This is a genomic window from Flavihumibacter stibioxidans (assembly GCF_014332695.1).
Classification (GTDB): Bacteria; Bacteroidota; Bacteroidia; order Chitinophagales; family Chitinophagaceae; genus Flavihumibacter; species Flavihumibacter stibioxidans.
This window is the reverse complement of sequence record NZ_MBUA01000001.1, coordinates 1019428-1045700: the sequence shown is the minus strand read 5'-3', so window position 1 is coordinate 1045700 and position 26273 is coordinate 1019428. Positions and strand designations below refer to the sequence as shown.

The following is a 26273-nucleotide window of genomic DNA, read 5'->3' as shown; positions in this document are numbered from 1 at the left end:
ACCGGGAAATAATGGCAATAAAAAAAAGCTACAATTTGAGTTGTAGCTTTTTTTTGCCATTATGGCTTTTTCGTTGGCCTACCAGGATTCGAACCTAGACAAACAGAACCAAAATCTGTCGTACTACCATTATACTATAGGCCAATCCGTCCTAAATGGGAGTGCAAAAATAATGGGCCCAAACTTTACTGCCAAAAAAATCTCTGAAATTTCTGCAGGATTGGATAACAAACAGGGGAGCCCCATTTGTCTTTGCCCGTTTACAGAATACATATTAGATTTAGAAAAATTCCCCTCATGAATGCTACTGGACGCAGAAATTTTTTGTCAGGGTTAAGTAAAATTGGTTTTGGCGCTGTATTAGCCGGAATTTCACAACCCGCCTGGAGCAGGCATTTGGAAAAAAGCATCCTGCAATATGGCTCAGCAAGTCCCGAAGAACTGGCTGGCGAAGAGGATTTCTGGTATGCCATCCAGCAGGCCTATACGGTATCTCCTTCCATCATAAACCTGAACAACGGAGGGGTCAGCCCTTCGCCGAAAGTGGTCCAGGAAGCCATGAAACGTTACCATGACCTCAGCAATGAGGGACCCAGTTATTATATGTGGCGGATACTCGATCAGGGGCGCGAACCCTTGCGCCGAAACCTGGCCGCTCTGGCTGGTTGTGATACGGAGGAAATAGCCATCCAAAGAAATGCATCGGAGGCACTGGAAACGGTCATTTTCGGGCTGCCACTGAAAGCCGGAGATGAAGTGGTTTTAAGCAAACAGGACTACCCGAATATGATCAATGCCTGGAAACAACGCGAATTAAGGGATGGCATCAAACTGGTTTGGGTGAACCTGGAATTGCCATCAGAGGATAACGCTTACCTGGCGGCACAATACACCAAAGCGTTTACCACCAAAACCAAAGTCGTACATCTTACCCACATCATTAATTGGAACGGGCAGATTCTGCCGGTAAGGTCAATTGCCGATGCGGCACATGCCAGGGGAATCGAAGTACTGGTGGATGGGGCCCATAGCTTTGCTCATTTTAAGTTTACCATTCCCGAATTAGGCGCGGATTATTTCGGGACCAGTCTCCATAAGTGGCTTAGCGCCTGCATTGGCAGCGGCCTGCTGTATGTGAAGAAAGAAAAGATAGCCAAACTCTACCCCTTGTTTGCATCACCCGATGCCAGAAGCGCGGATATCAGGAAGTTTGAAAACCTGGGCACCAGGCCCTTCTTTATTGAACAGGCCATTGGCAAAGCAATCGAGTTTCATCAAATGATCGGCGCTGAACGCAAAGAACAACGCCTTTTATACCTGAAGAATTACTGGATCAACCAGGTGAAAGACATGCCGGGAATAAGGATCGGCACTTCAACAAGGCAGGGATTCGGTTGTGCAATAGGGTTAGTATCCGTAAAGGACAGGAAGCCATCAGAACTTGATCAATACCTTTTCAGCCAGCACAAGATTCATACGGTGGGAATTGAATGGGAAAATATCAGTGGAGTAAGGATTACGCCGCATGTGTACACAACAACGCAACAACTCGACATACTTGTGAAAGGAATCAAATCCTTTGCGTCCGGTGGCAAGTGAGTTTATTGTTTCATGCTGCTGATCCAGCGGCTGATGAGTTCGATACCTTCTTTATGGATCTGTTCGCGACCGATTTCCGGCATGGCTATTCCGGGATCTGTGGTGTTCATCCGGTACAGCAGGATGGATTTGTCGGGCCTGCCTGGAACTATGGCGTAATCAAGATTGCCAGAGCCCCGGCCTGCGGCTACAGGAGTTTTCATTATTCCCAGCGAAGTCTCATTTTTATTGTGAATATCCAGGAACAATCCCGATGTATTGGCAGGGCCAGCTGAATTGTGACAGTGCCCGCAATTGATATCCAGGTAGGCCCTGGCCCGTGCTTCCAGGGGCTTGCTTTCATCCTGCCAGTTGCAATTCGCCGGTATCTTGTCTTCAGGGAGTTCATTCAGCAATCCATGTTTTTTCCAGAAGGTCAATTGATTTTCTGCACCGTCGGCATAGGAAAAATCCTTGTTCAGATGCCTTGCACTGATGCCAATCGGCAGGAAGCGATTGCCGGAGGAATGACAACCTTTACACTGGTTCTTATTAGGGATGACATAGCTGGTATTTACTTTTTTACCTTTTGAATCGGTGTATTGCACCTGTCGGGTATCACCGGCAACATCATAATAGGCTTCTGTCTGTTCTTTGTTCCAAATATAGGGCAGCGCATTCCACCCTGCCGGCTCATGCACCAGCAGTCTGGTTTCCAGGATTTTCCTTCCTTTTTCGGGGTGCCTGAAGTCTGCAGGGAAATAAAAGTTTTTGATGAGAACCGTGCCAACAGGCATATTAAAGGCGCTGTCGGGATTGTAAATGGCCGGCTCTCCTTCAGGCAATACGATGAACCTGGATTTCTCAGCATAGTTACTGAACAATGCACTGTTCAGATCATAGGGTATGACCTTTTTGGCGGGTATGAGGTCGGCCAGTCTTCCGGTAAAAAATCCGTAGTCGGATAGCTTTTGTTTAGGAGCTTCAAAATCCGGCGATTTGCCGGAAAAAGCTACTGCCGCGAAGACTGCGATTGCAAGCAAAATTATTATTGTGGCTGATTTCATTTGCTGCCGGCATTTGGCATCAGAATGTCGAGTTCACAATCGTACGATGACAAATCCCGTGTTATTTTTTTAAAATTATTGGCGGCATCAATATTGGCAAAACTTGCCTGGCTGTTTTCACGGATACAGATTTTATTATTGCCAGGATTTTTATCATCCAGGATGCCGTCGTAGATGATATGCGGAACGTCTTTACCGAATTTCAGTTTAAAACGGAACAGTTTGCCCATTCTGCCTTTCATGGTAGCCCTGCCGCGCTGTCGTTTATACTCGTTGTGATGAATGAAAATATTGCCGGGGTAGGGGTAATAGGTGCTGTCTTTAACCGGGTTCTCAGTGATATAATAGCTGATAATGGCAGTACCTGCTGTTTTGTTATTGATGATCCTGTTACCATAGATCTCCACATTATTGGTGGCAAGAACCATGATTCCCGTGCCTAATGGCACTTTGCCGACGATATTCCCTTTGGGTGCAAAGTTCGGGTGATTATTGTGGTGAACATGGTTGCGGTAAACCTTCGTGTATCCGCCCTTTTTTACCACCAGGTCTGGCAGGTCGAAGATCAGTATGCCGCCCGTATTATTGGTCGCTTCATTGTCGTAAACCTCGGCATGGAGCGAATTTTCAATTTCTATCCCGGCTACATTTTCCATAGCAAGAGAATTTCTAACGATGATTTTACTGGACTGGCCTACATAAATACCGGCATCACTGGCACCTCTTGCAGCACATCCTTCAATAAGGACATTGCTGCATTGAACGGGGTACAAGCCATATCCACCATTCTTTTCATGAGCGCCGCGGGTCCATTCCGCCTTTACATTGCGGAAGGTAATTCCATCCACCAGTTGTGTTTTGATAGCATCACCTTTTGTATCCTGTACTGTCAGGCCCTCGATGGTAACATTGGAGCCATTGGTAATCTTGATGCCTTCCGCACCGGAAATCTGGCCGGAAAAATTCAGGATGGTTTTATCCATCCCCTTTCCTTTTATGGTAATACCGTTTTTCCCGTCCAGCCACAAAGAAGCATTGAGCTGGAAATTTCCTTCCGGCAGTTCAATCACAGACTGATGTTCCGCCTCAATGAACCGGGCCTGTAAGTTTCGCTGGAAATCCTGTTGGGCAAACCCCAATGCAGGCAGGCAGGTAATGGCAACAATGGCAGGCAATGATTTCATAAAAGACAGGTTCAGTATTCAATTTACGAAACCTGGAACGTATTCAGACCGCCTTCACCAGGAAATAGTTTCTTCTTCCTTTCTGAACCAGCAGGTAGCTGTTATTCAACAGGTCGCTGATCTGGAGTTTTGCATCTATTCCTTCCACTTTAACCTTGTTAATGCTGATGCCTCCGCTTTGTACCATTTTCCTGGCTTCTCCCTTACTGGGAAAAATGCCGGTATCCGCCAGGAAGGAAACGATATCAGCTCCAGCTTCAAATGCAGTGCGGGCATATTCATGTGCAGGAACTCCTTCCATAACCTGCAAAAGCTGGTCTTCATTCAGGCTTTGCAGTACTTCGGTAGTAGCATTACCAAACAGGATTTCAGATGCTTTTACCGCAAATTCAAATTCTTCACGGCCATGTACCAGCGAAGTGATTTCTTCGGCCAGTTTTTTCTGAAGGAGCCGCAGGTGGGGAGCTTCCTGGTGAGTCGCAACCAATTGTTCAATGTCAGTCTTGGGCAGGAAGGTGAAAATCCGGATCCATTTTATGGCATCTTCATCCGATGCATTCAGCCAGAATTGATAGAATTGGTAGGGCGAAGTTTTTTTGGGGTCCAGCCAAACGTTTCCTCTTTCGGTTTTACCAAATTTGCCGCCATCTGCCTTTGTCAGTAATGGGCAGGTAAAAGCGAATGCTTCCCCACCCGACATGCGGCGGATAAGTTCCGTTCCTGTGGTGATATTACCCCATTGGTCGCTGCCGCCCATCTGTAGTTTACAGTTCTTGTGCTTATTGAGCCAGTAATAGTCATAACCCTGGATAAGCTGGTAGGTGAATTCTGTAAAACTGATGCCACTATCTCCCTCGATCCGTTTCTTCACACTGTCCTTTGCCATCATATAATTAACCGTAATATGTTTGCCCACATCACGGATAAAATCGAGGAAACTGATATTTTTAAACCAATCGTAGTTGTTGACAATTTCAGCGGCATTTGGGAGGGCTTCATTAAAATCCAGGAAATGGGCAAGCTGGGCCCTGATACCTGCCAGGTTTTGCTGCAGTGTGGCCTCATCCAGCATTTTCCTTTCTTCAGCCTTGAACGAAGGATCGCCTACCATTCCCGTGGCTCCACCAACCAGCGCAAATGGCTTGTGGCCGGCTTTCTGGAGGTGAACCAGTAATAAAATGGGGACCAGGCTGCCTATGTGAAGGCTGTCAGCGGTAGGGTCAAAACCAATATAGGCGGAAGTCATTTCCCTGTTCAACTGTTCCTCGGTGCCGGGCATGATATCCTGCAACATGCCTCGCCAGCGTAATTCTTCGATCAAATTCATAAAAAATGCTGCAATTTGCAGCAAAACTAACGCAAACGGGTTAGCCTGCGAAAGGCAATATTAAGGCCGGCCGCTCGTTAGTGTTCATTAGCGTACTTATTGCTTATCCTGAAAGTTGATCCAATGACTGCCAAGATCAAATGGTTGATCCCTTTTTGTGTTTTCCTGCCTGCATTATTGTCGGCTCAGTTCCGGAAATATTCTAATGAATTTTTGAATATCGGGGCTGGTGCAAGGGGGCTGGCTATGGGGTCGGCCCAGGTAGCTTCCGTTTCTGACGGTACGGCGGGGTACTGGAATCCCGCTGCACTGGTTCATGTAAAGAACCAGGCGCAGGTAAACATAATGCATGCCGAATATTTTGCCGGTATCGGAAAATACGATTATGCAAATGTTGCTATTCCGCTGAGCGATGGTAAAAGAACCATCGGGATTTCGGTGTTACGCTTCGCTGTGGATGATATTCCCAATACGGTCTTCCTGGTAGAACCGGATGGCAGTATTAATTTTGATAATATCACTACGTTTTCATCAGCCGATTATGCTTTCCTGTTTTCCTATGCCCAGGAACTGAAAATGAATGACCCGGATAAAAAACTCAACCTGGGTTTTAATGCAAAGGTTATTCACCGTAAGGCCGGAGATTTTGCAAGTGCATGGGGCTTCGGATTTGATGCCGGTGTGCAGTACATCAACAAAAAGCTGCAGGTGGGACTTGTTGCCAGGGATGTAACAACCACCTTTAATGCCTGGACCTACAGCATAAATGATAAAATGCGGGAAGTATTTTATGTTACCCAGAATGATATCCCTGTTAAATCAACCGAACTGACCGCTCCCAAACTAATTGCCGGTGCTTCCTATAATTTCCGGATTAACAAATCTGTCAACCTGCTGGCAGAAGCCAACCTCGATTTTACATTTGATGGAAGAAGGAATACGGTCATCAGCAGTTCAGCAGTGAGCATCGACCCAAAGATCGGATTGGAAGCTGCTGTGAAAAATGTATTTTTTGTAAGGGCAGGCATCAACAATTTTCAGAAAGCACTGGATGACGATGACAGCACTTATTCTAAAAAGATATGGATATACCAGCCTGCCCTGGGGGCCGGTTTCAGGCTGCAGAATGTGATGATCGACTATGCGTTTACAAATCTTGCCAATCAGTCGAATCCACTTTATACACATGTGTTTTCGCTGAAGCTCGACCTGGTCAAAAAAAATAAAAATAAGTAAGTGCTAAAGCATATGCGAAATAACCGAACAATAGTTTTGCGGAGAATAAGCTTTTTGCTGGTAGCAATACTGGCTTTTTCATTTATAACAAAGGCCCAGCCATTCAACAATGAATGGATCAATTTCAGCAATACCTATTATAAATTCAAGGTTGGCAAAGACGGTCTGTACCGCATTCCGGAATCCACCCTTCGTGCGAGCGGACTGGAAAATACACCGGCTGAGCATTTCAGATTGTACAGGAATGGGGTGGAAGTTCCGCTGTATACATCGGCTGCCAGCGGACCCTTGCCGGCAGGGGGGTATATTGAGTTCTGGGGAAGGGCGAATGATGGGGAACCGGACCGGGTGCTTTATCGTAATGCCAGGTTCCAGCATTCCACCAGGTATAATCTTCACGCTGATACTGCCATTTACTTTTTGACTGTTGAACCTGTATCTCCCAATTTGCGCTTTGCATCAGTAGATAATGATGTGGCGGGCAATACACTGGCTGCAGAACCTTATTTTTTACACACCGTCGGAACGCATTTCAAACAGCAGATCAATCCTGGGTTTGCTGCTGATCTTGAGCAATATATTTATTCATCTTCCTATGACAGGGGTGAATTCTGGTCCAGTACGGATATCAGGCAAAGGGTAACCCGTACGGAAAACCTCTCCAATCTGAAACCTGTGGTCACCGGTCCTAATGCAGTTCTTAGATTTGGTGCTTTTGGCAATACCGTAAAAACGAGGCGGATCAGTGCGGCGGTGAACGGGAACATGTTGAAAGATACTGTAATGAATTTTTTCAATGATCTTGTATCGTCCGTTAGCTTCTCAACTAATTTACTTTCTTCAGGTAGTGCGGCTGTGGCATTTACAAATGTTCAGCCTCCGGCGCCACCATCTGGTCCTGATCCCTATCTTGATCGGTTGGTATTATCCTTTTATGAAATCATTTATCCGAGAGAGTTTGATTTTGGGGGTGCCAACCAGTTTTATTTTGAGTTGGAAGCAAGAACGGCGGGGTATTACCTGGAGATAAAGAACTTCAATGCAGGTGGAAGTATTCCGGTTTTATATGATACCCAGACACTTGAAAGGTATGTAGCCAATACCCAGGTGGCGGGTGTGTTCAGGTTCTCCCTCAAAGGCAGCGCCACTGCCCGGAAAATGGTATTGGTAAGTCAGGCTGCTGCAGTCCCTCTGCCCGTTACCACACTGATACAACGTAAGTTTACTGATTTTCGGAATACTGCCGAACAGGGTGACTACCTGATTATCTCCAATCCTTTACTGTATAACGGAGCAAACGGGAATAACCCGGTTGAAGATTACCGGGCCTACAGAAGCAGTGTAGCCGGCGGAAGCCATTCGGCAAAACTTTACGATATCAATGAATTGGTTGACCAGTTTGCCTTCGGGATCAAAGGGCACCCATTGTCTGTAAAAAATTTCCTCCGCTTTGCCAGGGCCAATTTTTCTTCGGAAGTAAAAAACATTTTTCTTATTGGCAAGGGCGTTTCCTACAATGCTTTCAGGGCCAACCCAACAACAGAAAGGCCCCTGCTGAACCAACTCAACCTGGTTCCCACATATGGCTATCCGGGATCGGATAACCTGCTTAGCTCTACGGGTCCGGAAAGTTCTTTGGCGCTTACGGGAATTGGTCGTTTATCTGCTGTCAGTCCTACAGAAGTGGAAGATTACCTTGAAAAAGTGAAAGAGTATGAACAGGTTCAGCAAACCATTTCAGGGAAAACTGAAGACAAATTATGGATGAAAAATATTGTCCATGTAATGGGGGCAACGGATGCTTTATTGGGAGTTCAGTTATGCAGTTACCTGAATACATACAAAAACCTGATAAATGATACGCTGGTTGGAGCCAATACAACTGTTTTATGTAAAAGTGTTGGGGATGAGACCGATCAATCCGGGGCCCAGATCATTCGCGAAAAATTTGAAGAAGGAATTAGTTTACTTACTTATTTCGGACATTCCTCGGCAAGCACTTTGCAATTTAGTATTGAAGACCCGGTGGATTATAACAATAAAGGCAAATACCCGGTGTTTTCCGTGAATGGTTGTTATGCGGGCGACTTTTTCCAATACGCACCAAGTCGTTTCCAGGTGGTTGAATCACTGACGGAGAAGTTTGTGCTCGCAAAACAAAAAGGTGGAATTGCTTTCCTGGCCAGTACGCATTTTGGGGTAGTGAATTATCTTTCCACCTACCTGAATGCATTCTATACGAAAATGGGTAAATCTGATTATGGTGCAACGCTGGGAAGACTCAATATTGATGCCCTTACCCAGATGACCAGTTCCTATTCCCCGCTGGATTTCCTGGCAAAAGCAAATGCGGAACAATTGAACCTTCATGGTGATCCTGCATTAAAAATGAACTTTCAGCCTAAACCTGATTACGTAGTGGAGGAGTCGATGGTTGAGATCAGTCCGAATTTTATTTCAATATCTGATCAATCCTTTAAGGTAAAAGTCAGGTATTTCAATATGGGCAAGGCTATCAATGACTCTATCCACGTAGAAATAAAAAGGATTAACCCTGATGGTAGTGTAAATATCCTGTACAATCAGAAGCGTCCGGCAGTAAATTATGCAGACTCTCTTGAATTTGACCTGCCAGTTGTAGCTACCCTCCACAAAGGGCAGAGCAGGCTGAGCGTTGTTCTCGATGGCGCCGATGAAATTGATGAAATGGTACAGGATAACAATTCAGTTTCGAAGTCCTTTTTTATTTATGAAGATGAAGCCACTCCAGCCTATCCTTATAATTACGCCATCGTTTCTGATCCTGCACAAAAATTATACGCTTCAACGGCCAATCCATTCAGCAATCTCAAGCAATATGTAATGGAAATTGATACAACAGCCTTGTTCAATTCTTCCCTGAAACGTACTGTGAACATTAGTTCGGTGGGAGGTTTGCTGGAGTTTGATCCGCAGACAAGTTTCCTGGACAGTGTGGTGTATTATTGGAGAACTGCATTAGTACCTGGCGAGGGCGGTGACTTTATCTGGAATCAGTCTTCCTTCATGTTCAGATCGGAAAATCAGTCGGGGTTCAACCAGTCACATTTTTTCCAGCACAGAGAATCTGAATTTAATAGCCTTGTCCTGGATGAGCAGCGTCAATGGGTATTTGGGAAAAAAGCCAATTCATTGGTTTTGCGGCAGGCCATGTACCCCACATCGGGGACTGAAGACTCAGATTTTTCTGTACTGATCAATGATGATGATTTCATCCGGAGCGCGTGTGTGGGAAGATCCCTTGTGTTCCATGTTATTGATCCCCGTACATTCAAGCCGTGGTTGAATGTTGATGAAAATGGTAATAACCTTTATCGTTTTGGAAGTGGAAGTGCCAATTGTAAAGCAAGCACGAATTGGAATTTTGAATTCTCCTACATGACACCTGAGTCCAGGAAACTGATTATGGATTTTATGGACTCAATTCCGCCATCCTATTATGTTGTAATCCGCTCCAACGATTATAATAATCCGCGTTCCTATTCAAGTACCTGGCGTGCCGATACAAGTTTGTATGGCAGCAATAATTCTTTATACCACAAGTTGCTGGAGGCAGGCCTTACAATAATTGATGATATTAATGCACCCAAATCCTGGGGGCTTATTTACCGAAAAAATGATCCGGACTTTACGGCCCTGGGAAAGGTTTCTGTGGGTTTGTATGATCGTTTCTTTATTTCCGCTACCTGTACGACTCCCGATTCTGTGGGGTATCTGAAATCACCCGAATTCGGACCTTCAAAAAAATGGAAGGAGTTAAGATGGGAAGGACATCCTGTTGAATCAAATTCACCGGATAAAGTTAAGATTGAAATACTTGGTATAAGGAAGGACAGAAGTACTCATGTATTGAAAGAAGTTGGGATAAATGAAACGGTAGTGGATGTTTCAGATATTGATGCGGCCATTTATCCTAAACTGAAACTTAACATGAGAAATGCAGATTCGGTAAATTTCAGTCCATACCAGCTCGATTACTGGCGATTGATTTATGATCCCGTTCCTGAAGGCGCTATAACACCGAACCTTTTCTTTACTACCAAGGATACTGTTGGGCTGGGGGAAATTGTGGAGTTTGGTATTGCATTCAAGAATATCACATCAATACCATTTGACAGCCTTAAAATAAAAGTCATACTGACTGATGCCAATAATGTTCCGCATGAACTGCCTGTGGGCTTGCTGAAGCCGCTTGGCGGCGGTGATACGGTAAGGTTTACCTATAAGATAGATACCCGCAATTTCCCTGGATTGAATACCCTGTATATTGATTTTAACCCCGACGATCACCAGCCAGAACAATATCATTTCAACAATTTCCTGTTCAGGAATTTGTATGTAGATGATGACAGAAAGAATCCGCTTTTGGATGTCACATTCGATGGTGTTCACATTCTGAATGGGGATATAGTATCGGCTCGTCCCAGAATTCAGATCAAATTAAAAGACGAATCGAAATATTTGTTACTGAATGATACTTCCCTGATGCGCGTCCAGGTGCGTTATCCCGACGGATCCATTAAAACCTACCGTTTTGATAATGATACCGTTCGGTTCATACCGGCAGTATCTGCTTCAGACAATACTGCTACAATTGAATTCAGCCCGGCCTTCCTGAATACCTTTGATGAGGAAAACGGGATAGACAATTATGAACTGATTGTAACCGGAAAAGATGCCAGCAACAATCCTGCAGGTAAAATTTCATATTCAGTTGAATTTACAGTGATAAATAAGCCGATGATCTCTAATCTGCTTAATTACCCGAACCCATTCTCAACATCTACGGCTTTTGTATTTACACTTACCGGCAGCGAGATCCCGACGAATTTTAAAATTCAGATACTGACGGTGACAGGAAAAATTGTCAGAGAAATTACAGGTGATGAACTAGGCCCGATCAGGATCGGCAGAAATATTACAGAGTTTAAATGGGACGGAACCGATCAGTTTGGTCAAAGGTTGGCCAATGGCGTTTATTTGTACAGGGTGATTTCCATGCTGAATGGCAAAAAGCTGGAAAAATACAAAGCCAATGGGGATACTACTGATAAATTTTTCACGAAGGGATATGGCAAAATGTACTTAATCAGGTAAGATGGCAGTCAGAAATCGGGTTGGTTCATTTTTCGAAAAGTACCCCAGGGAAATGTCATGGTTGTTGTTTGGGTTATGTCTGTTCACTACAATTTTGGCTTACTACCCGGGAAATTTTTACCTTTTAAATGATGATCTGATACATATTCCGGAAAGTATTAAGGGCAAGGTTTTTCAGAATAGGTTTCAACGGCCGGTACATGAACTTTCATTAACAATGGATTACCATGTATGGGGAGGTGCAATAATTGGCTACCATATAACCAAATTGCTGATTCATATTTCCTGTACATTTCTGGTTTTAAAGCTTTCTTTTCAACTCTTCAAACGATATGCGCCTGAGTCATCATTTGATGGCCTTAATTTCGCGTTGATTACCGCTTCAGTTTTTTGCCTGTACCCATTTCATTCGGAGGCGGTTCTTTGGATATTGGGAAGAACAGCATCCCTGGCCTGTGTATTCTTTCTGTTGTCGCTTGTATTTCTTTTGTCAAAGTATCATTCTGTAATTCGGCTGGGTTTATCTCTTGCCTTCTTCGGAATTGGCTTGTTTACTTATGAATCTGTCTGGATTTTACCGGTGTTGGTTATTTTCCTGGCGATTTCAGATCGTTATTTAACAATGGAGGGCAGTAGAATCACATGGAAGCAGGCAAGCCTTTTCCTGACAATATTTATCGGGAATCTGTTATTTCGTCATCTCTTCCTGGGCAGGGTGGCATCTGATTATGAGTTGAATGCTTCTGTTGCAACTGTTATTAAACCCCTTATACTGAATTACAACAGGTTGCTGGCACGTTCATTCCTGCCACCAATGGATTCAACAGTAAATTTTATTGTTTTATACGGGCTGGTTCTGCTGGGTATGGTTGTGCTGATTTATAGGTATTTCAGGCCCATCAAAAAACACTACTTTTTGTACTTAATGATTGCCTGTTTTGGGCTTTCCCTGTTTCCTGTTATTACGCTTGGCATTGATACCCATGACAGGGAGTCGGAAAGGTTTTTGTATTTACCCTCTGTTTTTTTCTGTCTTTTAATTTCTTACCTGATGGTTGTGAACCGTTTGGATAATCGGTATAAATTTTTGGTGATAATGGTTCTGTTGATAGGCTATTCATTTTTTACCCTTCAAAATGCAAAGGATTATAAAATGGCGGGTCGGTTGAATGCCCAGTTGTTTGAAAAAATTGAGTTGGCATCAAAATCAACCATCAATGAAATTCAGATCGATTTGCCATATGAATTCAATGGGGTGCCTACTTTAAGAATCGGACTTGCGGAGGGAGTTGATTGGCTTACAACTGTTGATTCCGCCACTGTACATGTAAAAGATACACTTGAAATCATACCTGTTTCAGGCTTTCGGTGGCTGACAGAAGAATATGGGCACATATATTTTGATACTTGTTATTCGGGAAAAATTATATGCTTGTTTGACCCGCGCTCAGCTTTTTCAATACAAAAACATCCGCTCAGGTAAATTTTCCCCTTTTTTTAAACCCTGCGCAGCAAGGGGAAATATGTGCGGTATTATTGCCATGGTGAATGGACTGTGCCAGTCGTCACATTGAAACGTGGATCCCATAAGGTATTACAGGATAAAAGAAAACAGGCATGCCGTAAAATTTCTGGGCAAATTCCTTGGATGAACCAGGTCCGCGAAAGGATTTACTCAATCATAGTTTAGCCAGTTGCCACTTTATTCAAATTGCTTCAGCCTCCGGATGTATTTTCCGATTATATCAAATTCAATATTTACTGCGCTCCCCGGAAAAACTTTTTGTATATCGGTATTTTCAAAAGTGTAGGGTATGATAGACACCGAAAACTCTGTATCTGTGATATCATAAAGCGTTAAACTGGTACCGTTGATAGTGATGGAACCTTTTTCTATAATTAATGCTGCAAATTCTGCTGGTATTGAGAATCGGTACTCCCAGCTGCCGTTTTTATCATGCCGGGAAATACAAATTGCCGTACAATCAACATGCCCCTGTACTATATGCCCATCCAGCCTTCCATTCATCAACATACTTCTTTCCAGGTTTACCAGGTTGCCCTCAGCCCACTGGCTGAGGTTTGTTTTTAAGAGAGTCTCAGCAATTGCCGTAACCCTGTGTTTACCTGGTTCAATGGCATCAATTGTGAGGCAAACACCATCGTGGGAAACACTCTGGTCAATACTGAGTTCCTGGGAAATAGGCGATTCCAGCCAAAATATCCGGTTGGTTCCAGAATCTTCAATCCGGGTAATTGTACCCATCGCTTCAATAATTCCTGTAAACATGCACGCAATATAGTTTAAAGCTCTTTTTTTGGTAAAAAGGATTTGGTGTTAAAATATTCTTTCCTATCTTTGCCCTCCAAAAAATTACCAAAGGAGGTATATTGTTATGCTGATCATCGATTCTAAAGACTGCGAAAACATCGACAAAGCGCTCAAGAAGTACAAGAAGAAGTTTGAAAAAGCCAAGGTTCTGGTACAGTTAAGAGAGCGCCAGTCATTCACCAAGCCGTCAATCAAACGTCGGGCTGAAGTGCTGAAAGCAGTTTATAAGCAGCAGGTTGCAGCCGGCAAGTTCGAAGTATAAGATTTAGAACTGTTCATTATAGTGTGACGGGATCGCAGCAAAACATTAGTTTTGCTGCGATCCCTTTTATCTATGTATACCAGTGAAGATCCGCATTTAACTGATTTTATTCAATACCTGAAGCTCGAAAAAAGATTTACAGGCCATACTGTAAGGGCCTATTTCGACGATATTTCACAATTTGCCGGATACCTGAAACTGGAATATGATACTGGTTCGCTGGTTTTAGCGTCAACGGTAATGGTTCGTAGCTGGCTATCTTCACTGAAGGAAGGGAAGCAGCCGCTATCAGCAAGGTCTATCGGCCGGAAACTCTCCTCACTCCGGTCTTTATACAAATACCTCTTAAAAAAGTCGGTAATCCCGGCTTCACCCGTGGCCAGTCTTTCGGCCCCGAAATCGGGTAAAAAATTACCTGTTTATGTAGAAGAAAAGCAGGCTGAAAGGCTTTTTGCCGGTAATTCCTATGGAGATGGCTGGAAGGGCCTGACCACGGAATTGATCCTGAACCTGTTTTACCAGACTGGCATGCGGCTGAGTGAATTGGTAAACCTGAAGCAGGAACAGGTGAATTTCTACTCCCGTACGATCAAAGTTCTGGGAAAGGGGAACAAGGAAAGACTGATACCGGTGGGGCAGGATCTGCTGGAAATGATCCGCCATTATGAGTCATTAAAATGCGGCCAATGGGAACAATTTGATACTGTTCACCTGTTACTGACAGACAAAGGACGGGCATTATATCCACAGTATGTGTACCGGATCGTAAATCACTACCTCAAAGACTTCACCACACTGAAAAAAAGAAGTCCGCATATTCTTCGGCATAGTTTTGCAACCCATTTGCTGAATAATGGTGCCGACCTGAATGCAGTAAAGGAGTTGCTTGGCCATTCCAGTCTGGCTGCTACGCAGGTATACACTCACACTACTATTGGCAAGTTGAAAGAGGTACACAGGAAGGCTCATCCAAAAGGTTGAAATATTATTGTAAAGTGTTGGATGTGAATGTATTGTGAAAAACAAAAATAAACGGATCCATTCTTGGAAAATGAACTGCTTTATGTTATCTTCATAACAATGAGTTCTTTATTTATTGTTCACTGTTAAAAACGTGATTGCTATGAACGTTAACATTCAGACTGTACATTTTGATGCAGACGTAAAACTCGTGGAGTATGTAACCACCCGGATCGACAAGTTGGCTACATTTCATGACCGGATCATCAAAGTGGATGTTTTTTTGAAATTAGACAATGTTGTGCATCAGATTAAAGACAAGGTAGCGGAGATCAGAGTACACGTACCCAAACATGACTTCTTCGTAAAAGCCAGTTCCAAATCATTTGAAGAGTCTTTTGACAGCGCACTTGATTCCCTGGTTAATCAGATAAAAAGAAAAAAAGAAAAAAATTTCGCCTGACAAAGGCATCAGAGACCTCCCCGGAGGTCTTTTTTTTTGCCCTGAACCACTCCCGGGCTGAGCATATTTATTTTTTTAAAAAAAGTGTTTTCAAAATTTTTGTATTTCTTAAATTCTTTTACCTTTGCCATCCCGAAACAAAAAGGGGTAGTTCTTTTTTAAATTTCAATCGCCACTTTAGCTCAGCTGGTAGAGCAACTGATTTGTAATCAGTAGGTCGTTGGTTCGATTCCGACAAGTGGCTCTTGTAAATCGGGGCAGGTTCCAGAGCGGCCAAATGGGGCGGACTGTAAATCCGCTGTCTTTCGACTTCAGAGGTTCGAATCCTCTCCTGCCCACAACGCCCGCTTTATATGATGATAAAGTGGGCATAGTTCTTAAAATCAGGAATGAATCAGCTGCCCTGCGAATAGCAGGGTGGTATAAGCGGAAGTAGCTCAATTGGTAGAGCGATAGCCTTCCAAGCTATAGGTTGCGAGTTCGAGACTCGTCTTCCGCTCTTTCTTTCCGCCGTTGTAGCTCAGGGGTAGAGCACTTCCTTGGTAGGGAAGAGGTCGTGAGTTCGATTCTCACTAACGGCTCAGAGAGCTTTAAACCGGAAGTGAAAGCAATTGGAATGTGATCAGGGCCGGTAGTTCTTGTAAACAGGTGTGCGTGAAGCACATTAATAATAAGAAGTCTTTAGGGGCTTCCAGTTTTAAACCACAACTTAAAAACAAATAAAATGGCAAAAGAGACCTTTAAGAGGGAAAAGCCCCACGTTAACGTAGGTACTATTGGCCACGTTGACCACGGTAAAACCACTTTGACTGCCGCTATTACTTCCATTCTGGCAAGTAAGGGTTTGGCGACAGCAAAGAAGTACGATGAAATTGATGGAGCTCCTGAAGAAAAAGAGCGCGGTATCACCATCAATACTGCACACGTTGAATATCAGACAGCAAACCGTCACTATGCTCACGTTGACTGTCCTGGTCACGCTGACTATGTGAAGAACATGATTACCGGTGCTGCTCAGATGGACGGTGCCATCTTGGTTGTGGCTGCTACCGATGGTCCTATGCCCCAAACTAAAGAACACATCCTGCTGGCCCGCCAGGTAGGTGTACCTCAGATCGTTGTGTTCATGAATAAAGTTGACCTTGTTGAAGACGCTGAACTGCTTGAACTGGTTGAAATGGAAATCCGTGACCTCCTGACCTCTTATGGTTTCGATGGTGACAATACTCCAATCATCCAGGGTTCTGCTACCGGTGCACTGGCCGGAGAAGAAAAGTGGGTTAAGAAAATCGACGAGCTGATGGATGCTGTTGACAGCTACATCCCGCTGCCTCCCCGCCCGGTTGATATGCCATTCCTGATGTCTGTAGAAGACGTATTCTCTATCACAGGTCGTGGTACTGTTGCAACTGGTCGTATCGAGCGCGGTCGTATCAAGGTTGGTGAGCCCGTTGAGATCGTAGGTCTGATGGAAAAGCCAATGACTTCTACCGTTACCGGTGTTGAAATGTTCAAGAAACTCCTCGACGAAGGTGAAGCTGGTGACAACGCCGGTCTGCTCCTCCGTGGTATTGAAAAGAAGGATATCCGCCGTGGTATGGTTATCTGTAAGCCCGGTTCAATCACCCCACACACTGAATTCCGTGGTGAGGTGTACGTGCTGAGCAAAGAAGAAGGTGGCCGTCACACTCCGTTCTTCAACAAGTACCGTCCTCAGTTCTACTTCCGTACTACGGACGTAACTGGTGAGTGTACCCTGGCTGAAGGAACCGAAATGGTGATGCCTGGTGATAACACCAACCTGAAAGTTACCCTGATCCAGCCGATCGCTATGGAAAAAGGTCTGAAATTCGCTATCCGCGAAGGTGGCCGTACCGTAGGTGCAGGACAGGTGACTGAGATCATCAAGTAATTTATTTGATTCTCAATAGCAGCCACTGGTGTTAGCGATCAGTCTTTAGTTGTAAATTTGCTAACGGCTGTAGCCAATAACCAGTGGCTTTTTTACGGGCATAGTTCAATGGTAGAATAGAGGTCTCCAAAACCTTTGATACGGGTTCGAATCCTGTTGCCCGTGCGAATTGACAGGAAATCATTATTTTGCAAAAGCTCAACAGGTCAGACAACCTGTTGAGTTCTTTTGTTTCTGTCAAAGTTTGTAAACAAGTAATCTTGTATCATGAATAAAGTAACAACCTATTTCAGCGAGTCTTACAAAGAGCTGATGGAGAAAGTAACCTGGCCAAACTGGGCACAGTTACAGCAGTCTACCATGATTGTGCTGGTAGCTACCATCCTGATCACCCTGGTAATCTGGCTGATGGATTTTGCTTCTAATTCCCTATTGAAATTGATTTACTCATTCTTTGCATAATGGAAGAAACTATTAACCAACAGGAAACCAAATGGTACGTTCTGCGTGTCGTAAGCGGCAAAGAGCGTAAGGTAAAGGAATACCTGGACAAGGAAATCAGCCGCGGAGGATGGAGTGAAGTGGTAAAACAGGTATTCCTGCCCGTGGAGAAAGTGTATAAAGTACAGAACGGGAAGAAAGTGATGCGCGAGCGTAACTACTACCCGGGATACGTAATGATAGAAGTGGTGGATGGTAAACTGGGAGATGATCTTCGTGATACCATCAAAAATACCAGCAATGTGATTCATTTCCTTGGGAAAGAACACCCGATTGCCCTGCGTAAGGCTGAAGTGAATAAAATGCTGGGCAAGATGGATGAAATGAGCGAAGCCGGCGGCATGAGCATGAGTGAGCCTTTCATTGTTGGCGAAACCATCAAAATCATCGAAGGTCCTTTTAATGATTTCAATGGTATCATCGAGGAAGTAAACGACGAGAAGAAGAAACTTAAGGTAACAGTTAAGATATTCGGTCGCTCCACACCCGTTGAACTGAACTACATGCAGGTAGAAAAACTATCATAATAAACATTTCTGACCCAGGTCAGATGGTATATAATTGAGGATGTGTCCAGGCGGTACATCCTCTTTTTTTTGCTTGCCCGGCTGCAATGGTTGAATTGACTGGCTTTTTGAGGAAACTCTTGGACAGATTAAATATTATTCATAGTTTTGCACCCCCAATCATAAGTTCTTTTTTCGAATTGGATTTGGGAGTCAGGTGCTGCGAAAGCATTGCCGGACGCTATCACCAAAAAAACTTTTTAAAATGGCAAAAGAAATCACTGGTTTCGTTAAGCTGCAGTGTAAAGGCGGTCAAGCCAATCCTGCACCCCCCATTGGTCCGGCCCTCGGTTCTAAAGGTCTGAACATCATGGAGTTCTGTAAGCAATTCAATGCAAGAACCCAGGACAAAATGGGAAAAGTACTGCCTGTATTGATTACAGTGTACTCTGACAAGTCTTTCGACTTCGTTATCAAAACTCCTCCCGCTTCTGTGCAATTACTGGAAGCTGCAAAACTGCAGAGTGGATCTAAGGAGCCTAACCGTTCAAAAGTTGGTAAAGTTACCTGGGCCCAGGTAGAAGCTATCGCGAAGGACAAAATGCCTGACCTGAACTGCTTCACCCTGGAAAGTGCCATGAAAATGGTAGCCGGTACAGCACGCAGCATGGGTATCACTGTTGATGGTGTTGCTCCATGGGAAAATTAATTGTGAAACACAAAAACTTTTGAGCAATGGCTATCACTAAAAAAAGAAAAGCAGTTAACCCTAAGGTTGATTCCAATAAAATCTATTCACTGAAAGAAGCTTCTTCACTGGTGAAGGAAGTGAATATCGCTAAGTTCGACGCTTCTGTTGACCTGCATATCCGTCTGGGTGTTGATCCGAAGAAGGCCGACCAGGCTGTACGCGGAACCGTTACCCTGCCTCACGGTACAGGTAAAACCAAGCGTGTACTGGTACTTTGTACCCCTGATAAAGAGAACGATGCAAAAGGTGCTGGTGCAGACCACGTTGGCCTGGACGAGTTTATCCAGAAGATTGAAGGCGGCTGGACTGATATTGATGTAATCATCGCTACCCCTTCTGTAATGCCTAAGATTGGTAAACTTGGTAAAATCCTGGGTCCACGTAACCTGATGCCAAACCCCAAGACCGGAACTGTTACCAATGATGTAGCATCTGCCGTGAACGAGGTTAAAGGCGGTAAAATCGCCTTCAAGGTTGATAAAGCCGGTATCGTTCATGCTTCCATCGGTCGTGTAAGTTTTGGTCCCGATAAGATTGCCGAGAACAGCCAGGAACTGATCAACGCTATCATTAAACTCAAGCCTGCTACTGCTAAAGGCACCTATCTGAAAGGTGTTAGCATGGCAAGTACTATGAGTCCTGGTATCACTATCGACACCAAAACATTCATCCACTAATTCAAAAACCGTTCTCCTCTAAAGGGCAGATATAAATTATTGCGGTATGACTAAAGAACAAAAACAAGAAGTGATTGAACTGCTGAAGGGCAAGTTCTCTCAATACAATAACTTCTATATCACTGACACTGAAAGCCTCTCTGTGGCTCAGGTGTCCAAGCTTCGCAGCGTTTGTTTCGACAAGCAGGTTGAAATGAAAGTGGCTAAGAACACCCTGATCAAAAAGGCACTGGAATCTCTGGATGCCGAAAAGTACAGCGGTGTGTATGAAGCACTCAACAACGTAACAGCCCTGCTGTTCTCCGAGAACCCCAAGGATCCGGCTTTGATCATCTCTACTTTCCGTACAGAGTCTAAAGGTGATCGTCCTATCCTGAAAGCAGCTTTCATCAATGGTGATATCTATGTTGGCGATGACCAGCTGAAGGCCCTCACCAAGATCAAGACCAAAAACGAGCTTATCGGCGAAGTTATCGGTCTGTTGCAATCTCCTGCCAAGCGTGTTATCGCTGCTTTGCTGGAAAAAGGCAAGAACGAAGGTGGTGCTGAAGCCGCTGCTGCTCCTGTTGAAGCAGCTCCTGCTGAGTAATCACTCATCAATAAAACATTCCCCTGCCTGAAGGGGGTTATTAGAATTTTTTTAAAAACCGCCGTCGGAGCGTCAGGCTGTGAAGACGGTAAAAATTTTAAACAATGGCAGACGTAAAAGTTTTAGCTGAACAACTGGTTGGCCTCACTGTAAAAGAAGTACAGGAACTGGCTGATGTATTGAAATCTGAATACGGTATCGAACCTGCTGCTGCTGCAGTAGTAGTAGCTGCTGAAGGTGCCGGTGCTGGTGCCGCAGTTGAAGAGAAGACCGCTTTCAATGTTATCCTGAAGAGCGGTGGTGCTTCTAAACTGAACGTAGTTAAGATCGTTAAGGACCTGACAGGTCTGGGTCTGAAAGAAGCAAAAGAACTGGTTGACGGCGCTCCCAAGGCTGTTAAAGAAGGTGTATCAAAGGCAGAAGCTGATGATATCGCTAACAAGCTGAAAGAAGCCGGTGCTGATGTTGAAATCAACTAATCACCCAGGTGCAAATAATAAAAAGGCCGCAACTTATGTTGCGGCTTTTTTATTTCTTACAGGTGTCTGACGTTTGGGGTTTTGAGGTGTCTGACGTTTAGGATTACTGAATTCAACCATCTCAAACGTCAGACACCTTCCCCCGACGCCTTCCCCCGAACCCCTATGTCAGACGCCTAACAGGTAAAATGCATGTTGCTTACCGTAATAATTGTTGTAGATAAGGAGGTGGCGGATATTTCCTGCGGTGCCTTTCCGCAATTGTAAAACATCCGGTACTTCCTGCCGCTCGAGGATATGCGCAGCCTGCCATAATGCAAATCCTGCAGCCGTATCGAACTCTCCGCATACATGCTTGAAAGCTAGATGATGTGCCCTTTCAGGTATCTCCGCTGAAATTGTTTTATAATAGTCTCCAAACCTGATGTCCCCGTTTTCACCTGAAAGCAGAATGTCGATATCAGCCCAGGCTAATCCATGTTCTTTTAAAAACCTTCCGGCTTCCACTGTCAGTTCCTGCAGGGTTGGTTCAAATAATATCCTGATCCCGTCCAGCCGGGCCATCGCATTGCTTTCGCTATCCTGTAAAAGAAAGAAAAAAGTACCCTCCCCCGATATACTGCCAGAGGTCCCGGAACGCAGCAAATCCATGCAGGAAACCGGGGCTTCCTTCCAGTAGCCCAATTTCTTTTTAATGATAAAATGCTCCGGCGTCATCTCTTCAAAAGATCCCGCCAGCGCATTTTTCGCCCGTCCTTCACTAAAAAGGAGCATGGCATCCAGCAAAGAATGCTCCAGTGAAAACCCGCGGTGTACATAAGTAGTATTGTAACAACTGGTACCGTGGTGAAGCCCGATTAATCCGTTCAGTGAATTATAGGTCGACTGGATAAACGGAGTGGGGTTCAGGGTCCCTTCATGGAATTCACGGATATTGCCCATGAATTTTTCGGTGTCACTCATACTTCCCTTACCCGTTCCCGTTATAATAGCGTCCGGATGGGAAATACCTGCATCCCTCAAACATTCTATTGCTGCCACCATACCGGTTTTTGTAAGCCTGCCCATGCGTCTGAGTTGCATAATGGAAAAATACCGGCTGTAATCAGGGTGATTATAACTGAGTGCGTTGTTTACTGCATCGGTCAACTCTTTTGGTAAACAGTTTCCGGTAAAAGTATCCTGGGCGCAGATGGCCCGGGCAGATCTGATATATACCGGCTTAATCATATTTGCTGAATAGAAGGCTTGCATTGTTTCCTCCGAAACCAAATGAATTACTCAATACATGTTGAATACCGGCATTGTACATGACTTCTGTAACCGGTTCCAGTTCGACTTCTGGCATAGCCGTTTCATAATTCAACACAGGATAAGCCTCGTTGTTCAAAATGCTGAGTATGGAATAGATTGCTTCAATTGCTCCTGAAGGCGCCAGGGTATGGCCGGTATAGCTTTTTGTGGAACTAAAAGGTGGAATGTTCTCCCCAAATAACCTGCGTAGCGCAAATGCTTCGGCTATATCATTATTTATCGTAGCAGTGCCATGCGCGTTGATAAAGGAAATGTCCATGGTGGTCAGGCCGGCTTCCCGGATGGCTCCTTTCATCGCCTGATACGCACCATCCCCATCAGGGGAAGGAGCGGTGGGGTGAAAGGCTTCATTGAAGTTGCAGTACCCGCTTAATTGTGCCAGCGGCTTCCTGCCAGTCCTGCAAATCGATTCTTCGCTTTCCAATACCAGGTAGGCAGCTCCTTCTCCCAGGTTCAGTCCATTCCGGTTGGCATCAAATGGCTTGCAATGATTTCTGTCCATATTCTTCAGGCTGTTAAAACCATTGATAGTAAACCTGGTCAGCGTATCCACACCACCGCAAATAACCTGGTCCAGCATGCCTCCCCTGATCAGTCTTGCCCCATAAATAATTGCGTTGGCAGAGGAGGAGCAGGCGGTACTCACCGTACTGATGAAGCGGGTTAACCCGAAATGCCTCGCCAGTTCCTCTGTACCATGGGCGCAATCAAGCGAATCACCCAAATCAGCGCTGATCTCAGGAATCGAGGGATCGATTAATTGTTCATACACATATTCAACATCCGCCATGCCTCCAACAGTGGTGGAATTGATAAAGCCTGCTTTTTTTTGTTCATTAAGAGGCATACCCGCCGTGGCCAGCGCTTCCTGAAGGGCGATAGCAGCCAGCAATACCAGCCTGCTTTCCTGAAGGTTGCCTGGGTTGTGAAGGAACCTGAATAATTCACTTGTGGCATGATCAATTTCACCGACAGGTAACTGGTCCCTGAGCAGGCTGTTGAGGTGTTTTGCATATCCGATGCCGGATCGCCTGGAGATTAATGCATCCCGGTTTGTGTCCACCCCAATACCCAATGCCGACACCATACCCATACCGGTTACATACACCTTGCACATATTATTTTTTTCTGTTGGTCTGTATATATTCAGCCATCATATTTATTGACTCAAAAACCCTGCGTCCTTCACGGGGATCCTCAATTTTAATACCATAGTTACGTTCCATCAGAACGATCATTTCAAGGGAATCTATACTGTCGAGTCCAAGCCCTTCTCCGAAAAGCGGTGCACTGTCATCAATTTCTTCAGGTTGCATACCCTGGAGATTAAGGGCTTCGATGATCTGCAACTTCAACGTACGTTTAAAATCTTCCATGCAGGGATAATTATTTAAAGAGGCCAAAATTAGCCATAATTAGGAATTAATTGCAGTAAGCATTTAAATTGCAACCTATGGCAAAAAGTATCCTCGTTATTTATTATTCCCAGACAGGACAGTTAAGGAATATTCTGGATAAAATGCTTGACCCTATAAGCAATCAGGCTGAAGTTACCATGGTGGAATACAAGCCGGTGAATGACTACCCATTCCCCTGGACCAGCGACCAGTTTTTTGACGCCATGCCTGAATGCGTGCAGCAAATTCCTATGCCGCTCCAACCGGTTTCAATCCCCGACAAAAATTATGATCTGGTGATTCTGGGCTATCAACCCTGGTTCTTATCGCCTTCAAGGCCAACTTCCAGTTTCCTGCAGAGTGAATATGCCGGCATATTGAAAGGCAAACCCGTCATCACCGTGCTGGGTACCCGTAATATGTGGCTGAACGCCCAGGAAAGGGTAAAGGAGGCCTTGCAGAAACTTGGTGCCAACCTCGTTGGTAACATCGTACTGGCCGACACCAACCATAACCTGATTTCTCTTTTTACGATCATTCGCTGGAATTTCACCGGTCGTAAAGAAGCAAGCCGGTTTTTACCGGAAGCAGGTGTGCAAAGCCGTGATATTGCTGCCGCCAGCCGTTTTGGTCCCATCATCCTGGATGCCCTGGAAAAAAACCAGTGGTCGGGATTACAGGACCAGTTAGTTGGAAAAGGTGCCATTGAGTTAAAACCAACCCTGATTGTCCTCGAAAAAAGAGCTATCAAACAGTTTCGTAAATTTGCCGTTTATATCCGGAAAAAAGGCGATCATGGAAATCCTGACCGCATGCCACGTGTGCATTTGTTCAAACGTATCCTGCTTACCGGTATTTTTGTGCTTTCTCCGGTTTCAGGATTTACCGCAAAAATGACCAGTCTGCTGAAACGCAAAACATACCGCGGGCAGTTAAATTATTTTAAAGGGATCAGCTACGAGAAAGACCTAATCTAAATCGTTTTATAATATTGCAGTCGAATTCAAATAGAAAAGTATATGGGAGATGTGTTTATAACAAGATTGTCGAAGTTCCTGCCCAATGAACCTGTCAGCAATGAGGATATTGAACAATACCTGGGAATGGTGGATGGTAAACCCTCCCGTGCCAGGGTAAAGATCCTTACTAATAATAAGATCACCTCCCGTTATTATGCTATGGATAAAAATGGTAAAAGCACCCATAGCAATGTGCAGCTTGCCGCCAAAGCTGTGGAAGGATTGTTTGATGATAATCTTGCCATTGAACATATCGACCTGCTGACCTTCGGAACCATGTCGCCTGAGCAATTGCTGCCCAGCCATACTGCCATGATACATGGTGAACTCGGTTGCCCTTCCATTGAGATTGCCTCCATCAGCAGTTCCTGCGCCTCCGGGTTCCAGGCTTTGAAATATGCCTTCCTGTCGGTAAAATGCGGCGACAAAAAGTTTGCCGTGGCCGGTGCTTCTGAAAAAGTCAGCACCTGGCTGCGTTCTGATAAATTTGAAGCCGAAGCAGAGAAGCTGAAGCAACTGGATGCCAACCCCATGATCGCTTTCGAAAAAGAGTTCATGCGCTGGATGCTGAGCGATGGTGCAGCCGCCGCACTCCTGCAGGATAAACCCAACGACAATGGCATCTCACTCAAAATAGACTGGATCGATATCAAGTCATACGCCAATGAACTGCCCGCCTGTATGTATTCTGGTGCCACCCGCAATCCCGATGGCTCATTGGTGGGCTGGCCCGAATATCCGGCTGAAGAATGGGCCAACCAGAGCCTTTTTTCCTTCAAACAGGATACCCGGCTGCTGGGTGTTAATATCGTAAAAAAAGGAGTGGAATACCTGAAGGAAGTAATTGCCAGAAGAGGATTTGACGAATCAACTGTCACCTGGATCCTGCCCCATATTTCGTCCGAATTTTTCCGCGAAAAGATCCAGGAAGGTTTTGAAGCCCAGGGGATCAATATTGCCCGCGATAAATGGTTTACCAACCTGGTACGTGTAGGAAATGTAGGAAGCGTTTCTCCCTACCTCATGCTCGAAGAACTCTTCCACAGCGGTAAGCTGAAAAAAGGCGATACCCTGCTGATGATGATCCCTGAAAGCGCCAGGTTCAGCTATATTTATGCCCATTTTACAGTAGTATAAAAAGGAACCAATATTTCCCCATATGAAAAAAGACGAAGTTCCCCAGGATAAGCGCATCATCCATGGCGAAGACAACAGCCTGGCAAAAGTGGTCTATGTAACCAACCAGGAAGGGAAATATGAGACAAGTATTTCAGAAGGCTGGGAAGCGGAAAACCTTGCCATGAGCCAGGCCTGGGATGAAATAGATGAAAAAATCGAAGCCACCCGGCAAAAAGTGCTGGCGGGGGAACTGAGTCCCATTGCTTATTATATGGAAAAAGCACTGATGACCCCGGCCTCACTGGCCCGGTATGCCGGTTTCTGGCGGTTCTTTGTCAGCCGCCACCTGAAACCGGCCGGTTTTAAAAAGCTGACCGATGAAAAATTGCAACGCTATGCCAGTGTTCTCGGCGTAGCTGTTGATGACCTGAAGCATTTTTCAGGAAAATAAAATCACCGCCACC

At 44.8% G+C, this 26273-nt stretch carries 24 protein-coding genes and 6 tRNA genes; 22 read left to right on the top strand and 8 right to left on the bottom strand.

Translation table 11 applies throughout. The features are described from left to right. Positions 1 to 73: 73 nt before the first annotated feature. Positions 74 to 144 (bottom strand) — tRNA-Gln (locus tag BC349_RS04410). A 153-nt stretch (positions 145 to 297) separates the two neighbouring features. On the opposite strand from BC349_RS04410, the gene BC349_RS04405 reads away from it, so the two are divergent. Next, the gene (locus tag BC349_RS04405; RefSeq protein ID WP_187255515.1) at positions 298 to 1599 is read left to right on the top strand and encodes an aminotransferase class V-fold PLP-dependent enzyme; all 1302 of its coding nucleotides are present in this window, start codon (positions 298 to 300) and stop codon (positions 1597 to 1599) included. A gap of 2 nt (positions 1600 to 1601) precedes the next feature. Here BC349_RS04405 and BC349_RS04400 read toward each other — a convergent pair whose 3' ends face one another. The 3 genes from BC349_RS04400 to tyrS are packed head-to-tail and all read right to left on the bottom strand — an operon-like array spanning position 1602 to position 5156. Next, the gene (locus BC349_RS04400) at positions 1602 to 2621 is read right to left on the bottom strand and encodes an SO2930 family diheme c-type cytochrome (protein ID WP_222840064.1); all 1020 of its coding nucleotides are present in this window, start codon (positions 2619 to 2621) and stop codon (positions 1602 to 1604) included. A 20-nt stretch (positions 2622 to 2641) separates the two neighbouring features. Beyond that, entirely contained in the window at positions 2642 to 3829 is a 1188-nt protein-coding gene (locus BC349_RS04395) for a parallel beta-helix domain-containing protein (RefSeq protein WP_187255513.1), read from the bottom strand. Between the two features lie 43 nt (positions 3830 to 3872). Continuing rightward, positions 3873 to 5156: a tyrosine--tRNA ligase gene (gene tyrS, locus BC349_RS04390; RefSeq protein WP_187255512.1), complete on the bottom strand. Its 1284-nt coding sequence runs from the start codon at positions 5154 to 5156 to the stop codon at positions 3873 to 3875. Between the two features lie 123 nt (positions 5157 to 5279). On the opposite strand from tyrS, the gene BC349_RS04385 reads away from it, so the two are divergent. The 3 genes from BC349_RS04385 (at position 5280) to BC349_RS04375 (ending at position 13011) form a co-directional block, all read left to right on the top strand. Beyond that, complete coding sequence (locus tag BC349_RS04385; RefSeq protein ID WP_187255511.1) at positions 5280 to 6392, top strand: putative type IX sorting system protein PorV2; 1113 nt, start codon at positions 5280 to 5282, stop codon at positions 6390 to 6392. 54 nt (positions 6393 to 6446) lie between these two features. Further along, positions 6447 to 11528, top strand: a complete 5082-nt coding sequence (gene porU2 / locus BC349_RS04380) for a putative type IX secretion system sortase PorU2 (protein WP_187255510.1) — start codon at positions 6447 to 6449, stop codon at positions 11526 to 11528. A gap of 916 nt (positions 11529 to 12444) precedes the next feature. Then, positions 12445 to 13011 carry a hypothetical protein gene (locus tag BC349_RS04375; RefSeq protein WP_187255509.1) on the top strand — a complete coding sequence of 189 codons (567 nt, stop codon included), beginning with the start codon at positions 12445 to 12447 and terminating at the stop codon, positions 13009 to 13011. Between the two features lie 219 nt (positions 13012 to 13230). On the opposite strand, the gene BC349_RS04370 is transcribed toward BC349_RS04375, so the two are convergent. Continuing rightward, entirely contained in the window at positions 13231 to 13818 is a 588-nt protein-coding gene (locus BC349_RS04370) for a riboflavin synthase (protein WP_187255508.1), read from the bottom strand. A 106-nt stretch (positions 13819 to 13924) separates the two neighbouring features. Here BC349_RS04370 and rpsU point away from each other — a divergent pair, with 106 nt between their 5' ends. The 15 genes from rpsU (at position 13925) to rplL (ending at position 20960) form a co-directional block, all read left to right on the top strand. Next, the gene (gene rpsU, locus BC349_RS04365) at positions 13925 to 14122 is read left to right on the top strand and encodes a 30S ribosomal protein S21 (protein WP_187255507.1); all 198 of its coding nucleotides are present in this window, start codon (positions 13925 to 13927) and stop codon (positions 14120 to 14122) included. 51 nt (positions 14123 to 14173) lie between these two features. After that, on the top strand, positions 14174 to 15103 hold the full coding sequence (locus BC349_RS04360) for a tyrosine-type recombinase/integrase (protein WP_246456774.1): 930 nt from the start codon (positions 14174 to 14176) through the stop codon (positions 15101 to 15103). A gap of 142 nt (positions 15104 to 15245) precedes the next feature. After that, positions 15246 to 15545 carry an HPF/RaiA family ribosome-associated protein gene (locus BC349_RS04355; protein WP_187255506.1) on the top strand — a complete coding sequence of 100 codons (300 nt, stop codon included), beginning with the start codon at positions 15246 to 15248 and terminating at the stop codon, positions 15543 to 15545. 171 nt (positions 15546 to 15716) lie between these two features. Further along, positions 15717 to 15789 (top strand) — tRNA-Thr (locus tag BC349_RS04350). A gap of 11 nt (positions 15790 to 15800) precedes the next feature. Further along, positions 15801 to 15883 (top strand) — tRNA-Tyr (locus BC349_RS04345). A gap of 88 nt (positions 15884 to 15971) precedes the next feature. Then, positions 15972 to 16044: transfer RNA gene (locus tag BC349_RS04340), tRNA-Gly, on the top strand. Positions 16045 to 16054: 10 nt separating this feature from the next. Then, a tRNA-Thr gene (locus tag BC349_RS04335) sits at positions 16055 to 16126 on the top strand. 143 nt (positions 16127 to 16269) lie between these two features. Beyond that, a complete protein-coding gene (tuf, locus tag BC349_RS04330; RefSeq protein ID WP_187255505.1) occupies positions 16270 to 17457 on the top strand; it encodes an elongation factor Tu in 1188 nt (395 codons plus the stop codon). A 94-nt stretch (positions 17458 to 17551) separates the two neighbouring features. Further along, a tRNA-Trp gene (locus BC349_RS04325) sits at positions 17552 to 17622 on the top strand. Positions 17623 to 17724: 102 nt separating this feature from the next. Then, positions 17725 to 17919, top strand: a complete 195-nt coding sequence (gene secE, locus BC349_RS04320; protein ID WP_187255504.1) for a preprotein translocase subunit SecE — start codon at positions 17725 to 17727, stop codon at positions 17917 to 17919. Next, positions 17919 to 18485, top strand: a complete 567-nt coding sequence (gene nusG, locus BC349_RS04315) for a transcription termination/antitermination protein NusG (protein WP_187255503.1) — start codon at positions 17919 to 17921, stop codon at positions 18483 to 18485. The genes secE and nusG overlap by 1 nt, the downstream gene beginning before the upstream one ends. A 244-nt stretch (positions 18486 to 18729) precedes the next feature. After that, positions 18730 to 19173 carry a 50S ribosomal protein L11 gene (rplK, locus tag BC349_RS04310; RefSeq protein WP_187255502.1) on the top strand — a complete coding sequence of 148 codons (444 nt, stop codon included), beginning with the start codon at positions 18730 to 18732 and terminating at the stop codon, positions 19171 to 19173. 26 nt (positions 19174 to 19199) lie between these two features. Further along, positions 19200 to 19892 (top strand): 50S ribosomal protein L1, encoded by a 693-nt coding sequence (gene rplA, locus BC349_RS04305; protein ID WP_187255501.1) that lies wholly within the window; start codon positions 19200 to 19202, stop codon positions 19890 to 19892. A gap of 46 nt (positions 19893 to 19938) precedes the next feature. Further along, entirely contained in the window at positions 19939 to 20481 is a 543-nt protein-coding gene (gene rplJ / locus BC349_RS04300) for a 50S ribosomal protein L10 (RefSeq protein ID WP_187255500.1), read from the top strand. A 104-nt stretch (positions 20482 to 20585) separates the two neighbouring features. Continuing rightward, the gene (gene rplL / locus BC349_RS04295; RefSeq protein ID WP_187255499.1) at positions 20586 to 20960 is read left to right on the top strand and encodes a 50S ribosomal protein L7/L12; all 375 of its coding nucleotides are present in this window, start codon (positions 20586 to 20588) and stop codon (positions 20958 to 20960) included. A gap of 168 nt (positions 20961 to 21128) precedes the next feature. Here the strand turns inward: rplL and BC349_RS04290 are convergent, their stop codons facing one another. The 3 genes from BC349_RS04290 to BC349_RS04280 are packed head-to-tail and all read right to left on the bottom strand — an operon-like array spanning position 21129 to position 23650. Continuing rightward, positions 21129 to 22190 (bottom strand): beta-ketoacyl synthase chain length factor, encoded by a 1062-nt coding sequence (locus BC349_RS04290; RefSeq protein ID WP_187255498.1) that lies wholly within the window; start codon positions 22188 to 22190, stop codon positions 21129 to 21131. Next, the gene (locus tag BC349_RS04285) at positions 22183 to 23391 is read right to left on the bottom strand and encodes a beta-ketoacyl-[acyl-carrier-protein] synthase family protein (protein ID WP_187255497.1); all 1209 of its coding nucleotides are present in this window, start codon (positions 23389 to 23391) and stop codon (positions 22183 to 22185) included. The genes BC349_RS04290 and BC349_RS04285 overlap by 8 nt, the downstream gene beginning before the upstream one ends. Position 23392: 1 nt before the next feature. Then, a complete protein-coding gene (locus BC349_RS04280) occupies positions 23393 to 23650 on the bottom strand; it encodes a phosphopantetheine-binding protein (RefSeq protein WP_187255496.1) in 258 nt (85 codons plus the stop codon). Between the two features lie 77 nt (positions 23651 to 23727). On the opposite strand from BC349_RS04280, the gene BC349_RS04275 reads away from it, so the two are divergent. The 3 genes from BC349_RS04275 to BC349_RS04265 are packed head-to-tail and all read left to right on the top strand — an operon-like array spanning position 23728 to position 26260. Beyond that, positions 23728 to 24648, top strand: a complete 921-nt coding sequence (locus BC349_RS04275; RefSeq protein ID WP_187255495.1) for a flavodoxin family protein — start codon at positions 23728 to 23730, stop codon at positions 24646 to 24648. A gap of 42 nt (positions 24649 to 24690) precedes the next feature. Continuing rightward, complete coding sequence (darB, locus tag BC349_RS04270; RefSeq protein ID WP_187255494.1) at positions 24691 to 25827, top strand: dialkylresorcinol biosynthesis protein DarB; 1137 nt, start codon at positions 24691 to 24693, stop codon at positions 25825 to 25827. A gap of 22 nt (positions 25828 to 25849) precedes the next feature. Then, positions 25850 to 26260, top strand: a complete 411-nt coding sequence (locus BC349_RS04265; RefSeq protein WP_187255493.1) for a DarG family dialkylresorcinol biosynthesis protein — start codon at positions 25850 to 25852, stop codon at positions 26258 to 26260. The last annotated feature ends 13 nt before the right edge of the window (positions 26261 to 26273 follow it).

Excerpts from the sequence above, each read along its gene's own strand:
- rplA (WP_187255501.1), top strand. The coding sequence starts at position 19,200 with ATGGCTATCACTAAAAAAAGAAAAGCAGTTAACCCTAAGGTTGATTCC.
- rplK (WP_187255502.1), top strand. The coding sequence starts at position 18,730 with ATGGCAAAAGAAATCACTGGTTTCGTTAAGCTGCAGTGTAAAGGCGGT.
- secE (WP_187255504.1), top strand. The coding sequence starts at position 17,725 with ATGAATAAAGTAACAACCTATTTCAGCGAGTCTTACAAAGAGCTGATG.
- BC349_RS04370 (WP_187255508.1), bottom strand. The coding sequence starts at position 13,818 with ATGTTTACAGGAATTATTGAAGCGATGGGTACAATTACCCGGATTGAA.
- BC349_RS04285 (WP_187255497.1), bottom strand. The coding sequence starts at position 23,391 with ATGTGCAAGGTGTATGTAACCGGTATGGGTATGGTGTCGGCATTGGGT.
- rplL (WP_187255499.1), top strand. The coding sequence starts at position 20,586 with ATGGCAGACGTAAAAGTTTTAGCTGAACAACTGGTTGGCCTCACTGTA.
- rplJ (WP_187255500.1), top strand. The coding sequence starts at position 19,939 with ATGACTAAAGAACAAAAACAAGAAGTGATTGAACTGCTGAAGGGCAAG.
- BC349_RS04280 (WP_187255496.1), bottom strand. The coding sequence starts at position 23,650 with ATGGAAGATTTTAAACGTACGTTGAAGTTGCAGATCATCGAAGCCCTT.
- tyrS (WP_187255512.1), bottom strand. The coding sequence starts at position 5,156 with ATGAATTTGATCGAAGAATTACGCTGGCGAGGCATGTTGCAGGATATC.
- tuf (WP_187255505.1), top strand. The coding sequence starts at position 16,270 with ATGGCAAAAGAGACCTTTAAGAGGGAAAAGCCCCACGTTAACGTAGGT.
- nusG (WP_187255503.1), top strand. The coding sequence starts at position 17,919 with ATGGAAGAAACTATTAACCAACAGGAAACCAAATGGTACGTTCTGCGT.
- BC349_RS04405 (WP_187255515.1), top strand. The coding sequence starts at position 298 with ATGAATGCTACTGGACGCAGAAATTTTTTGTCAGGGTTAAGTAAAATT.
- BC349_RS04265 (WP_187255493.1), top strand. The coding sequence starts at position 25,850 with ATGAAAAAAGACGAAGTTCCCCAGGATAAGCGCATCATCCATGGCGAA.
- BC349_RS04275 (WP_187255495.1), top strand. The coding sequence starts at position 23,728 with ATGGCAAAAAGTATCCTCGTTATTTATTATTCCCAGACAGGACAGTTA.
- BC349_RS04395 (WP_187255513.1), bottom strand. The coding sequence starts at position 3,829 with ATGAAATCATTGCCTGCCATTGTTGCCATTACCTGCCTGCCTGCATTG.
- darB (WP_187255494.1), top strand. The coding sequence starts at position 24,691 with ATGGGAGATGTGTTTATAACAAGATTGTCGAAGTTCCTGCCCAATGAA.
- BC349_RS04290 (WP_187255498.1), bottom strand. The coding sequence starts at position 22,190 with ATGATTAAGCCGGTATATATCAGATCTGCCCGGGCCATCTGCGCCCAG.
- BC349_RS04385 (WP_187255511.1), top strand. The coding sequence starts at position 5,280 with ATGACTGCCAAGATCAAATGGTTGATCCCTTTTTGTGTTTTCCTGCCT.
- rpsU (WP_187255507.1), top strand. The coding sequence starts at position 13,925 with ATGCTGATCATCGATTCTAAAGACTGCGAAAACATCGACAAAGCGCTC.
- BC349_RS04355 (WP_187255506.1), top strand. The coding sequence starts at position 15,246 with ATGAACGTTAACATTCAGACTGTACATTTTGATGCAGACGTAAAACTC.